The organism is Parafilimonas sp., assembly GCF_047606085.1.
GTDB lineage: Bacteria > Bacteroidota > Bacteroidia > Chitinophagales > Chitinophagaceae > Parafilimonas.
In genome coordinates this window covers 23,101-36,366 of sequence record NZ_JASGEX010000234.1, presented here as the reverse complement: position 1 = coordinate 36,366, position 13,266 = coordinate 23,101, and the positions used below count along the sequence as shown (strand labels likewise).

Here is a 13,266-nt window from a genome sequence, read left to right as displayed (position 1 = left end):
TAAATTTATTTTTTAAAGTCAGAGACTTTACGCATAAATCCTGCGAAGTCCGGAGACCACAAGTGTTCGAAACCATTTTCTTAAAGCCTCATAGAGGCTTAACGTGTGTACAATGCTGCCCGTAATGTTTCTTTACCGTTCCATTGGAACGGAACGTTTACGCGTACTACACCTACGGTGTGGAAATCCCCCCTGGCACAATTATTTCTACACACGTGGGCGATCATACGGATCGCGGATCACTAATGCAGGTTTCGAACACTTCAGGTCCGGAGACTTCGCAGAGCGGCGATAAACCAGCGAAGCCTGAAGATTCGCAGCGCAACATTTTTATAACCAAAATTCTGATTCCTGCAAATCCTGAAATCCACCCAAATCCAGGTTCAGACATTTCCCTTCTTTAATTCTTCCACCGCATAATTCGCCGCTCTTGCCGTTAACGTCATGTATAAAATGCTCGGGCTTTGATTGCCGGTGCTGGTCATGCAGGCACCATCGGTAACAAATACATTTTTACAATGATGCAAAGCATTCCATTTATCCAGCATGGATGTTTTGGGATCGCTGCCCATCCTGCAACCGCCCATTTCATGAATATCCAGGCCAGGCGCCTGTTTGCTGTCTGAATGTTCTATATTCTTTACACCTGCCTTTGAAAACATTTCTTCGGTCTGCACAAAAAAATCATTTAATAATTTTTCATCATTATCATCATATTCAACAGAGGTAATCAATAAAGGAATACCCCATTGATCTTTTTTATCCGCACTTAAACGTACATGGTTTTTTTCTTTGGGAATGGTTTCTCCCTGCAGGTAGGCATACACGTTCCAGCCGCCGGGCTCCGTCATACTTTCTTTATATTCCGCACCTATCTGTTGCGGGCAATTGTCGCCATTATTCCGGTCGCGATGAGCGCCGCAATACGTTGTATAACCGCCCACAAAATCCGTATCTATTGTATGCAGGTTCCTGTAGTTGGCAATGATGGCGTCTGTCGGGTTGCGGCCGTAATAATAGGTGTCCGTAAAGCCATCAATTTCTCCATTCATCCAGCCACGATAATTATGATGGCAGATATATTTCCCCAGCAAACCACCGTCGTTACCCAAACCATTTTGAAAACGGTTGGATGTAGAATTTAATAAGATAAGATTGCTGTTTAAAGCAGAGCCGTTCACAAAGATTATCCTCGCAAAAAATTCTGTCGCTTGTTTTGTATTGGTATCAATGACACGTACGCCGCCTGCTTTTTGTTTTTGTTCATCATACATAATGGAATGAACAACGGAGAAGGGCCTTATGGTCAGGTTACCCGTTTTCTCAGCCCAGGGCAGAGTAGATGAATTGGAGCTGAAATAACCGCCAAACGGACAGCCGCGCATGCATAAATTTCTTGCCTGGCATTGCCCGCGCCCCTGGTCAATGTGTATTTGATTGGGGTGCGTCAGATGCGCCCAGCGGGCATGCACGAGGTAGCGGTTGCCATAATTTTTTAAGATGCTTTCTTTTAAATGCTGCTCAACACAATTCAATTCAAATGGCGGAAGGAATTCACCATCCGGCATAGCTTCCAAACCATCTTTATTGCCGCAAACGCCAATAAATTTTTCAACGTGGCTATACCAGGGCGCAACATCCGCATAACGAATCGGCCAGTCCCATCCATAGCCGAAACGCTGCGGGCCGGTGAATTCAAAATCACTCCAGCGCTGTGTGCACCTTCCCCAGGTTAAGCTTTTACCGCCTACCTGGTAACCACGAATCCAGTCGAAAGGTTTTTCCTGTATGTAAGGATGATCATCATCGTTCACAAAAAAATGCTGGTCGTCTTCACCATAACCTGCGGCCTTTGATATAAGCGGGTTGCGCAACTGCGTTTCCCTTGTAATGGCGCCGCGGTGCTTTAATTCCCACGGCGCAAGATTGGCTGTTGGATAATCTTTGATATGCTTTACATCGCGGCCACGTTCCAGCACCAAAGTTTTCAGGCCGTGTTCACATAATTCTTTTGCTGCCCAGCCGCCGCTGATGCCACTGCCGATAACAATAGCATCATACGTGTTTTGCTGAACACCACCGGAGTTGATATGTATATTACTGCTGTCTTGCGGCACTTTATTTATTTTTTCAAGTCAGAGACTTGTCGCATAAACCTGCGAAGTCCGGAGACTTCGCAGAGCTGTAAATCATGCATTGGAATTTGAAAATTTGAAAATGAACAATTGTAATATATGAAGAACGCATTTTCCCTGTCAACCGACAGGAAATTAGCACATCTTCAAATTTTCAAATTGATCAGATATTTTGTTTCTTCAACTCACTAACAGCATGGTCTGCTGCGCGGGCTGTGAATGCCATATAAGTAAGCGATGGGTTAACGCAATTGGCGCTTACCATGAATGCACCATCGGTTACAAATACATTCTGTGCATCCCAAACCTGGTTCCATTTATTCAACACAGAAGTTTTTGGATCGGCGCCCATACGTGCTGTGCCCATTTCATGAATGCCGCGGCCCGGTGTGCCATCGCCATCCCAACCGGAAACGTTTTTAACGCCGGCAACAGTGAGCATTTCAATAGCGTCATCTCTCATATCCTTACGCATTTTCAGCTCATTTTCTTTCAACTCCACATCAAATGAAAGAATGTTCATGCCCCATTTATCTTTTTTAGTTTTATCAAGCGTAATCTTATTGCTGTGATCAGGCAGCATTTCACCAAAACCGCCCATGCCCATCGTCCAGTTGCCCGGCTCTGTCAACGCATCTTTATATGCAGCGCCTATATTCAATTCAGCAATTTCACGGCTCCAGCCCTGGCGGCTGCCGCCACCCTGGTAACCAAAGCCACGCAGGTAATCGCGTTTATCACCAAAATAATTCCTGTAACGCGGTATGTAAATACCATTCGGCCTGCGGCCATAATAATATTTATCTTCATAACCTTCCACCAAACCTGAGGCGCCTACGCCAAGGTGATGGTCCATTACATTATGGCCAAGCTCGCCGCTGGCGCTGCCTAAACCATCAGGCCAAACATCGGTGGCTGAATTCATCAATATCCACGCACTATTCAAAGCAGAGGCATTCAGGAAAACGATTTTTGCTTTGTATTCATACGTTTTATTGTCCTGCGCGTCGAGTATCTCAACGCCGGTTGCTTTTTTGGTATCCTTATCATATAAAATTCTTGTTACAATAGACCATGGGCGAACTGTGAGGTTGCCGGTTTTCATAGCCGCAGGCAAAGTAGAAGACTGCGTACTGAAGTAACCGCCAAACGGGCAACCCAGCCAGCATTTATTCCTGTACTGGCAGTTGGTCCTGGCCTGTATAGGCCTGGTGATATTGGCGGTGCGGCCAATGATCATATCTCGGGTTTTATAATGCGCTTTTATACGGGCCGCCACATCTTTTTCAACACAGGTCATTTCCATCGGCGGCATAAACTTTCCGTCGGGCAGTTGTGGAAGGCCATCGTTGTTGCCGCTGATGCCGGCAAACTCTTCTACATAATCATACCAGGGGGCTATTTCTTTATAACGAACCGGCCAGTCTATAGCGATGCCTTCTTTGGCATTGGCTTCAAAATCCCAATCGCTCCAGCGCCAGCTTTGACGGCCCCACATTAAAGAGCGGCCACCTACATGATAACCGCGAAACCAGTCGAAACGCTTGATCTCCGTATAGGGGCTTTCTATATCACTTGCCCACCAGTCGAGGTTCATTTCATTAAGCGGGTAATCTCTGCGCAAAGCAGGATAATCTTTTATCATCTGCTGCGTCCGGCCGCCGCGATGAGGAAATTCCCAGGGGTCTTTATTCGTGCTTTTATAGTCGGTAATGTGTTTGATATCCATACCGCGTTCCAGCATGATAACTTTTAAACCTTTTTCAGAAAGTTCTTTAGCAGCCCAGCCACCGCTGATGCCGGAGCCGATTACAATTGCGTCATAAACATTGTCAGCCATTCTTGTGCCCTCCCATCCTCCCCAAAGGGAGGTGTTTTAATCCGTTTAGTAATTATATTTATTTTAATAAGAAAATCATCATTTAAAAAGTTCAAATGTTCACGGGTTCACAAGTTCACGGGTTATTTAAAGCCACAGCAACCTGTGAACACTGGAACTTGTGAACTTTGTAAACTTTCAAATCATACATCACATATTTCAATTGCTTCTTTTAAGAAGTTCAAATGTTCACGGGTTCACAAGTTCACGAGTTAGTAAAGCTCTTAAAAATTATAATCAACGCGTGAACACTGGAACTTGTGAACTTGTAAACTAATAATCATACATCACATATTTCAATTGCTTCTTTTAATGAATCCAACTTATTTGGATAGGTTGGAATGAACTCCTGCGCCACGTAACCTTTATAACCTGTAGCTACTATAGCCTTCATTACAGCGGGGTAATATAATTCCTGCGTATTATTTATTTCATGCCGGCCGGGAATGCCGCCGGTATGATAATGGGCTATATATTGATGATAATCTTTTATATTTCTTATGATGTCTCCTTCCTGTATCTGCATGTGATAAATATCAAAAAGCAGCTTGAAATTTTCTGAACCCACATGCTTACACAATTCAGCACCCCATTCCACGTGATCACACATATAATCTTTATGATCAATCTTGCTGTTCAGCAATTCCATCACCATGATAACATTATTTTTTTCTGCTGTCGGCAATATTTTTTCCAAAGCCGCCCGGCAGTTTTTCATGCCCGTTTCATCATCCATGCCGCGGCGGGCGCCGGAAAAGCAGATAAGGTTTTTATAACCGGCTTTTGCCATAAGAGGAATCGTTTCCAGGTATTCTTTTATTAACTGTTCATGATTGGCGGGGTCGTTCAATCCGTTATACAAATCGTTTTTACCTGCGGTATAGCACATTGAGCTGTAAATGCCATGCTTCTGAAGCGTGGGCCAGTCTTTCGGACCAACCAGGTCAATAGCATTGAAGCCCAATTTTTTTACCGCCAGGCACAGGTCGTCCAAAGAAAGATAACTAAACGTCCATTGTGAAACCGAATGATTGATGTTGCCTTTTAATTTAGATGATTTGTTGTTGGATGGTTCGTTCATTTCGCCTGCAAAAATTTTAGATGCGGGTATCGCAACTGAACCCGCAGCCAGGGTTTTTAATACTGTTCTTCTGTTTGTCATTATTGATCTTCGTATGGATTTGCAATAGCAGCATTGGCAAACGGTGGTAATGGTTTTGTTTTTCTTGAACGCATATACACAAAAAGAAGCGCAAATGCTGCAATTAATATGATTGGAATAATTAAAGTTGCATTAATGATGTGCGGGCCGGCCAGCGATTTGGCACTGTTTAATGCATTCGCCATATCAGAACCTGCCGGTGCAGCATTGTATGCGGCAAGGTCTGCATCTGATGGTAATTGCTGCGCCACCAGCTTATCATAATACCCACCCATAAAAAACATATATACCGAAACGGCAAACATACCTGCGCCGCCCATAAAGTTTAAACCAACAGCGCCGGTTTCAGGCAGGCTTTCCGCAACAAAGCCAATCATGGTGGGCCAGAAATAACAAACACCCATGCCAAAAACAATAGCGCCAACAAAAAGCATATTACCGGTTGAATGGCCTAATAAATACAAACCAATGGCTGCGAGAACAGATGACATTAGCAGCACACCCTGCGGGGATAATCTATGTACAACGGGTTCTGCCAGGCCGCGGCCAAGCACCATTACACCGGTTTCTAATGTGAGCAATAAAATCGCATTGTCTGTAACATTTTTCAGCAATACATCAATCCATTGCCCTGTGAATAATTCGGTGATGGCTGTGCCCAGCATCAGAACGATCATCACCAGGAACAATGGCTTTAACAGCGATCTGTACATTTGCGTTGTACTAACGCCGCTTGCCACACGTTCTGTAACGGGAAAGCTTAGCCTGAAAAATATGATGCCATACAATATGGTGGGTATAAACATAATGCCCACCAATGTTCTCCAGTTGGATAAATAAATAGAGTCAGGAACATACTGGCCACAAAACCTCACAATCAGTGTTCCTATTACAATACCCCCGGGAAACCACAAATGAAAATAGTTAAGCCTGGTTGTTTTGTTATCGGGATATAAGCTTGCCACCAGTGGATTACATGCCGCTTCAACCGTGCCGTTGCCAAGGCCTATTAACAAGGTTGAAATAAATAAAGGCCAGAAGCCGGAAGCAATAATTGTAAGAAAAATGCCCAACGCATGAAATACAAATGCGGCGATAAGCAGTTTTTTCATACCAATAATATCAACCACCATTCCGCCAACAACAATGGCCAGCGGAAAACCCCAGAAAGCAGTACCGGTAATAATACCAATTTCTTCCTGCGTTAATGCAAATTCATGCGCCCAGGTATTTAAAAGCCCGGCGCGGATGCCAAATGAAAGTGAAGTAACCAATAAGGCAAGGCAGCTTGCAACAAATAATTGATTGCGTTTAATTGTTGACATGGTCCGTTAGAAGATTTTAAGTAGTTGAATTCTTATCTGATGAAAAACAATCGGCGGGCTAAATGTAACAATAATTATTTTTCAAAATAAAAAACGGAATTTTTTTTATCGAATTCGGTAAATGTTTTCACAACCTGTTATTTTGCATGGCTTGCATAAAAAAAACTTGTTTATATTTTTTATAAACCACACAGATGCGTAGGAATTACATAGAATTAAGCATTAAAACTGGTATTACCCGTTTAGGGGATCATAGCATTTTCATCTTCGGTGAAAATCTGTTTGCTTCTTTTCTAACATCCATGTAAAACCACGTACCTGTATGGTTCGCAATAAAGCCTAAGCAGGTTCAATATTAAAAAAATACGCTTATTTGCTTACCTAAAAATTTATTATAATGGCACATCGTAAATTAAGAATGGGCATGATCGGCGGCGGCAAAGGTGCATTTATAGGCGCCGTGCACCGCATTGCAGCAAACATGGACGGGTTGATTGAATTAAGCTGTGGGGCTTTTAGCCATACTGCAAAAACAGCGCAGGAATCAGGCGAAATGTTGTTTCTTCCGCAGGACAGGGTTTATACCAGCTATGATGAACTGTTTGAAAAAGAAAGCCGGTTGCCGGAAGACAGGCGCATTGATTTTGTATCTATTGTAACGCCTAACCATGTTCATTTTGACCCTGCCATAAAAGCACTGGAACATGGCTTTCATGTGGTGATTGAAAAGCCCATGACTTTTACGCTGGATGAAGCAAAACAATTACAAAAGAAAGCGGAAGAAACGGGCTTATCGCTTTGCTTAACGCATACGTATTCGGGCTATCCCATGGTGAAGCAGGCAAGACAAATGTTTGCTGAAGGCAGGTATGGAAAGATTAAAAAGATACTGGTTGAATATCCGCAGGGCTGGCTAAGCAAATTAAGCGAACGCGAGGGCAATGCGCAGGCAGCTTGGCGCACAGACCCCAAGCGAAGCGGCAAAGCCGGCGCTATGGGCGATATAGGCACGCATGCAGCACATCTGGCTGAATACATTTCAGGCTTACAAATTACAAAGGTTTGCGCCGACCTGAATATCATGGTCGAAGGAAGGGCGCTGGATGATGATGGCAATGTTTTATTAAAATTTGATAACGGCGCAGCAGGCTGCCTGGTTGCCAGCCAGATAGCAGCCGGCGAAGAGAATGCATTAAAGATCCGCATTTATGGTGAAGAAGGCGGCATTGAATGGGCGCAGATGGAACCTAATACTTTAATTGTGAAATGGCTTGACAAACCAACTGAAATATACCGTGCAGGACAAGGTTATCTTACTGATATTGCCAAACACAACACCCGCACGCCGGGCGGCCATCCCGAAGGTTATCTTGAAGCATTTGCGAATATCTACCGCAACTTCGCTTTAAGCTTAATGGCAAAGATGAATGGTGAAGAACCGACCAAAGCAATGCTCGATTACCCGAGAGTGGAAGAAGGCGTAAGAGGCATGGCATTTATTGATACCGTTGTGGCTTCATCACAAAGCGACAGGAAGTGGACAGATTTTGTGGTGTGACCAATAACCCTTTTAAATTATTTTCAAACAGTATATCGCTGCCAAAAGAATATTCCGGCAGCGATTTTTTTATAACATAACCGCAGGCTATGCATATAATCACATAGCCATGGATTTTGCTGATTAACATTTCCCTAAGATTCTTTCCATTTTCAAAACCAGTTAATATTAATAATTTGTGCAGTAATCATCATTACATTATTTGATAATGCAATGATGATAAGCCGGTTTGGTTTACTGGTAGGAACAGACAGCAATATTTTTTATAAAAATGGCGTAATGTCTGCAAATGTTGGATTGAACAATAGCGTGAAAGATTATGTATTGAAATACCCTGATAATTTTAGTGTTCCGGATACAATGTTTATTGATTATTCATCACCATCCCTTTCAACTAATTGCCAATATAAATTAAATGAGATTACATTCAATGGAAACATTCCTCCATCTGGTACGGTATATGATCAAACAGTTTATATTTTTAATAAACAATAAAAAAATGTTGTTACAACGGCTGGTTTGCTTTTAGCAATTTGGAGTGCTTGCCATATCCGAATGGCCGGCCATACCCTTACTTCAATTCTTCTATCTCTATATTTCTCCAGCGCACTTTAATGCCGCCGCCCTCATGTATCTGTAAAGCAATAAAGCCATCGCCTTCACCGATCTTTGCATCTTTTATATAACACATCTGGTGGCCGTTTAGCCAGGTGGTTACCTCATCGCCATCTACTTTTATTTTGTAAGTGTTCCATTCGCCCTGTTTTAAATATTGCTCATCTTCCGGCTTTGGCTGCACCAGCCAGCCGCGGCCATACGATTCATAAATGCCGCCGGTATGCAGGCCTGCGGGCGCTACTTCGGCCTGCCAGCCGCTTATCTTAACACCTTCAGGGATGCGGGAACGGAAGAATACGCCACTGTTGCCATTGGCTTCCTGCTTAAATGCAAGCGTGAGTATAAAATTTTTATAGTCTTTATTGGTTGATAGGTAGCCATATTGCTTGTCAGGCCCGCTTTCGCAGATCAGCTCGCCATCGGAGGCATACCATTTTTCAGTGCCGTGAATGGTCCAGCCGGTAAGGTCTTTGCCGTTGAATAATTTTTCCTTCTGCTGCGCAGTTGCAATTAAGCAAAAGAGCAGGCATGTACATGCAAGAAATGATCTCATTGTAGTTTTTATGAACGAAGATAAGCGAACAATGGCTGCCTGCCTATCACTGGCGCGATAAAATAAACAGCCCACAAACATGGCTTATGCCTGCGTAGGCACATCATCTTCATGCAGCGCCATTACGGGCACATCCGCATAAAAGATAAAATCTTTTGACCGGGATTTATAAAACAGCCCGTGCTTTCTCGGAACAATCATCAGCAAATCGGTATTATGCAATTTCGCCAGCCTTTTGATACCCGCTAAAATATCAGGGCTCTCTTCAATATGAAATGCATGCTCCAGGTTTATGAGCCGGTTGTCAAGCAGCATCTTTGATAAGGTGCGGCTGCTTATCTGCCTGTGGTCTTTGCCAATATAAAATACATCAAGCCCGGCGTTAAAGATGTTAACGATCGTTTCTATTTCCTGTACGGGCAATTCATAAATATTTTTCAGGTCGGCTGCCAATGCTATTTTTTTAATGGGCTTATATGTTACATCAGAAGGTATAACCAGCACCGGGCAGCGCACATTCTTAACCGTATGCAGTGTGGTACTGCCAATAAAGAACCGGTCGAGCATATCGTAGCTGTGCGTGCCCATCACAACCGCAAAAGGTTGTTCTTCATTACACAGTTCCTTTATTTCATTATCAACAAACCCTAAAATATTTTTTGGCTCAATGTGTATTGAATTATTTGTTGCAGCGCGTAAATTATTTTCCAGGCCTTCCAGCTCTTTTTGCATGGCCAGCCCGGCGTACACATCATTGGATACCGGGTATTCAGCCACAGCTACGGGCAATTCCATTACATGCATCAGTATCAGTTCAGCCTTCAGGTCTTCAGCCATTTTTGCAGCATAGAGACAGGCATTATATGATGCAGAAGAAAAATCGGTGGGTGCAATAATCTTTTTCATACAACCTTTTTTTAGATGCATGAAATTATAAACCGGGCCGTGCGTTGTCCGTGATGTTGGTCAGGCATAAAGCTGAGTGTAATCATGCAGGCAATAGTTAAAACTGTCTCTCTCCGGGGCTTCAGCAACCGGGTTTATTTGCCATCAAACAGAAAGCCGGTCATAAATATATAATATAGAAGATGGGGCATATTTAAACATCAAAACTTATCTTGTCTCCGGAATAATGGTGGAAATTTTCAGTGAACTTGTTTAGATTTTGAAATAAACTACACAGTTATACATAGTTTTTTAGCATAGACAGGGATAAAAGCGAAACAAAGATTTTTCATCGAAGATGAAAATACTATGATCTTTTATACTTCTCTTAATTACTGAATACATTTCCCCAAGTAATTACTATGGGTTAAAATAAGTCTGAACAACTTCAGTTAAAGGCACAAATTATAGTATATGAATACGAGAAGAGAATTTCTCAGGAATGCAATCCTGCTGTCTGGCGCTGCGGGCCTCTCCGGTAAACTGCAGGCGTCTATCACAAAAGCTGTTGCCATAGACCCGCAGCCGGGCAGCAGTTTCCTCGATGCGGAGCACGTAGTGATTCTGATGCAGGAAAACCGCTCTTTCGACCATTGCTTTGGCGCATTGCGCGGCGTTCGCGGGTTTAACGATCCAAGGGCTGTAACGCTGCCTGATAAAAACCTGGTGTGGCTGCAAACCAATAAAGCCGGCGAAACCTATCTGCCATTCCGTTTTGATATACGCGATACAAAGATCACCTGGATGGGCTCTGTGCCGCATTCCCGCTCCAGCCAGGTGGATGCAGATAACCGGGGCCGGTATGACCAGTGGCTGGATGCAAAAAGATCGGGCAATCAAAAATATGCGGATATGCCGCTCACGCTGGGGCATTATACCCGCGAAGACCTTCCTTTCAACTATGCCATGGCCGACGCTTTTACCGTATGCGATCAGAATTTCTCATCAGCCATGACCAGCACCTGGCCCAACCGCTTATTTCTTTGGGGCGGCACGATACGTGAGGAGAAAAACGATAGTTCAAAAGCCTATATCAGAAACGATATACCTTACGGCGAAGCACGCTGGAAAACTTTTCCTGAGAGGCTGGAAGAAAACGGGATAGCGTGGAAAGTATATCAGAACGATATTTCAGCCGGCGGCGGCTTTGAAGGCGATGAACGGGCATGGCTCTCCAATTTCGGCTGCAACCCGCTTGAATTTTTATCGCAATACAATGTGCGCTTTTACAGCCGTTATGTACAGAGCCTGCAAAAGCAAACGGAAACGCTTCCAAATGAAATAACAGAACTGGAAGGCAGGCTGGCGGCAACGCCGGCAACCGATAAAAGTTATGATAAGCTGCAAAAAGATATTGCAAAGAAGAAAGAAGTTTTAAACGATGCAAAAGGGCAGTTGCAACAGTGGAGCGCCGAAAATTTTGAGAACCTGTCTTCTTTTCAAAAAAATATTTATCAAAAGGCATTCACCATAAACGATGCCGATCCCGAGTACCGTACGCTTACGGCTTTAAAATATGACGATAATGGCGTGGAGCGTGCGCTCTCCGTTCCAAAAAGTGATGTACTTTACCAGTTCAGGCAGGATGTGGATTCCGGAAAACTGCCCACGGTTTCCTGGCTGGTGCCTTCGCAGAATATTTCCGATCACCCGAGCGCTCCCTGGTATGGCGCCTGGCTGGTGTCTGAAATTCTTGACATACTTACCAACAATCCTGACGTGTGGAAGAAAACCATTTTCATTCTTACCTATGATGAGAATGACGGCTATTTCGACCATATTCCTCCCTTCGTGGCGCCGGATCACAAAGAGACTTTAACCGGCAAATGCTCACCCGGCATACCCATTAACGGAGAAGAATATGTGCGGCTTGAAAACGAACTGCGCGATGGCATAGCAAAAAAAGAAGCCCGTGGCGGCCCGGTGGGCCTCGGGTTCAGGGTGCCGATGATCGTTGCTTCACCATGGAGCCGCGGCGGCAAAGTATGCTCACAGGTATTTGACCACACTTCTTCCTTACAATTCCTCGAAGAATTCCTGAATAAGAAATTTAAAAAGAATATAAGGGAAACCAATATCAGCGAGTGGCGCCGCGCCGTTTGCGGAAACCTTACATCGGCCTTTACTGTTTTTGATGAAAAAGAACAGGAAAGATTGCCCTTCCTGAAAAGAGACCTTTTTGTTGAAACCATTTATAATGCAAAATTTAAAGAGGAGCCATCCAATTTTAAAAAAGTAAGCCCGGAAGAAATACAGCAGATCAATCGCGATCCTGCCGCTTCATCGCTTATGCCGCAGCAGGAACCGGGAACAAAACCGGCAAACCCATTGCCTTACGAATTGTATGCGGGCGGCATATTAAGCAGGGATAAAAAAAGCTTTGAAATAAAAATGGAGGCCCGGAAAAACGTGTTTGGCGAAAAGGCGGCAGGCTCCCCGTTTAGTGTGTATGCGCCGGGCGAATATGTTTCGCTGGAAGCAGAAAAGGCCAGCCAAAAAACTTTTGAGCCACTGCGGCCCTGGCATTTTGCAGTAAAGGCCGGTGAAGCCGTTATAGAAAAATGGCCGCTGGGTAATTTTAAAGACGATCAGTATCATCTTCGCTTGTACGGGCCCAATGGTTTCTTCCGTGAATTTGCGGGCAATGCGCAGGACCCGGATATTCATGTGGATTGCGCATACCAAACCGATGTGGCCAATAAAAACCAGCTTACCGGCAATCTGATTGTAAGTATCGTTAATCTCAGCAAGATCAGTGCTTATGATATTGAGATTGAAGACAACGCTTACAAAGCGCCGCCCGTCTCAAAAAAGATCGGCCCCTCCAAAACAGAGGTTATCGCGCTGAACCTCTCGAAGAGCTTTGGCTGGTACGATTTTTCTGTTGGCCTGCCAAACAAACCGGGTTTTATAAAACGGTTTGCGGGGCGGGTTGAGACCGGTAAAGAAACATATACTGATCCTTTTATGGGAAGGGGATAAACAGGTTGCTGTTAATGATGAATTGCCGCATTTAAAAGGTTTAGTGAAGAAATTTGCAGGTAGGAAAATCCCGAAGGGGATTAAATTTTAATAGCCCCGAATTTTATTC

Annotated in this window: 9 protein-coding genes; 3 read left to right on the top strand and 6 right to left on the bottom strand. The window is 43.9% G+C overall.

Features of this window, described 5'->3' with window-relative positions; translation table 11 throughout:
- Positions 1-383 precede the first annotated feature (383 nt).
- The 4 genes from QM629_RS20975 to QM629_RS20960 form a co-directional block, all read right to left on the bottom strand.
- The gene (locus tag QM629_RS20975; protein WP_415161870.1) at positions 384-2,117 is read right to left on the bottom strand and encodes a GMC oxidoreductase; all 1,734 of its coding nucleotides are present in this window, start codon (positions 2,115-2,117) and stop codon (positions 384-386) included.
- Between the two features lie 181 nt (positions 2,118-2,298).
- Positions 2,299-3,975, bottom strand: coding sequence for a GMC oxidoreductase (locus tag QM629_RS20970; protein WP_415161869.1), 1,677 nt, complete (start codon positions 3,973-3,975; stop codon positions 2,299-2,301).
- Between the two features lie 319 nt (positions 3,976-4,294).
- A complete protein-coding gene (locus QM629_RS20965; RefSeq protein ID WP_415161868.1) occupies positions 4,295-5,176 on the bottom strand; it encodes a hydroxypyruvate isomerase family protein in 882 nt (293 codons plus the stop codon).
- The gene (locus QM629_RS20960) at positions 5,176-6,501 is read right to left on the bottom strand and encodes an MFS transporter (protein ID WP_415161867.1); all 1,326 of its coding nucleotides are present in this window, start codon (positions 6,499-6,501) and stop codon (positions 5,176-5,178) included. The genes QM629_RS20965 and QM629_RS20960 overlap by 1 nt, the downstream gene beginning before the upstream one ends.
- A 397-nt stretch (positions 6,502-6,898) precedes the next feature.
- On the opposite strand from QM629_RS20960, the gene QM629_RS20955 reads away from it, so the two are divergent.
- Both QM629_RS20955 and QM629_RS20950 read left to right on the top strand, forming a co-directional pair.
- Entirely contained in the window at positions 6,899-8,059 is a 1,161-nt protein-coding gene (locus tag QM629_RS20955; protein ID WP_415161866.1) for a Gfo/Idh/MocA family protein, read from the top strand.
- 213 nt (positions 8,060-8,272) lie between these two features.
- The gene (locus tag QM629_RS20950; protein ID WP_415161865.1) at positions 8,273-8,554 is read left to right on the top strand and encodes a hypothetical protein; all 282 of its coding nucleotides are present in this window, start codon (positions 8,273-8,275) and stop codon (positions 8,552-8,554) included.
- 76 nt (positions 8,555-8,630) lie between these two features.
- Here the strand turns inward: QM629_RS20950 and QM629_RS20945 are convergent, their stop codons facing one another.
- On the bottom strand, positions 8,631-9,230 hold the full coding sequence (locus QM629_RS20945) for a DUF1080 domain-containing protein (RefSeq protein WP_415161864.1): 600 nt from the start codon (positions 9,228-9,230) through the stop codon (positions 8,631-8,633).
- 84 nt (positions 9,231-9,314) lie between these two features.
- A complete protein-coding gene (locus tag QM629_RS20940) occupies positions 9,315-10,136 on the bottom strand; it encodes a universal stress protein (RefSeq protein WP_415161863.1) in 822 nt (273 codons plus the stop codon).
- A gap of 453 nt (positions 10,137-10,589) precedes the next feature.
- Between QM629_RS20940 and QM629_RS20935 the strand changes: the two genes are divergently transcribed.
- The gene (locus tag QM629_RS20935; protein ID WP_415161862.1) at positions 10,590-13,157 is read left to right on the top strand and encodes a phosphocholine-specific phospholipase C; all 2,568 of its coding nucleotides are present in this window, start codon (positions 10,590-10,592) and stop codon (positions 13,155-13,157) included.
- Positions 13,158-13,266: the final 109 nt, after the last annotated feature.

Coding starts and splice junctions, on each gene's coding strand:
- QM629_RS20965 (WP_415161868.1), bottom strand. CDS start 5,176: ATGACAAACAGAAGAACAGTATTAAAAACCCTGGCTGCGGGTTCAGTT.
- QM629_RS20940 (WP_415161863.1), bottom strand. CDS start 10,136: ATGAAAAAGATTATTGCACCCACCGATTTTTCTTCTGCATCATATAAT.
- QM629_RS20935 (WP_415161862.1), top strand. CDS start 10,590: ATGAATACGAGAAGAGAATTTCTCAGGAATGCAATCCTGCTGTCTGGC.
- QM629_RS20970 (WP_415161869.1), bottom strand. CDS start 3,975: ATGGCTGACAATGTTTATGACGCAATTGTAATCGGCTCCGGCATCAGC.
- QM629_RS20945 (WP_415161864.1), bottom strand. CDS start 9,230: ATGAGATCATTTCTTGCATGTACATGCCTGCTCTTTTGCTTAATTGCA.
- QM629_RS20955 (WP_415161866.1), top strand. CDS start 6,899: ATGGCACATCGTAAATTAAGAATGGGCATGATCGGCGGCGGCAAAGGT.
- QM629_RS20950 (WP_415161865.1), top strand. CDS start 8,273: ATGATGATAAGCCGGTTTGGTTTACTGGTAGGAACAGACAGCAATATT.
- QM629_RS20960 (WP_415161867.1), bottom strand. CDS start 6,501: ATGTCAACAATTAAACGCAATCAATTATTTGTTGCAAGCTGCCTTGCC.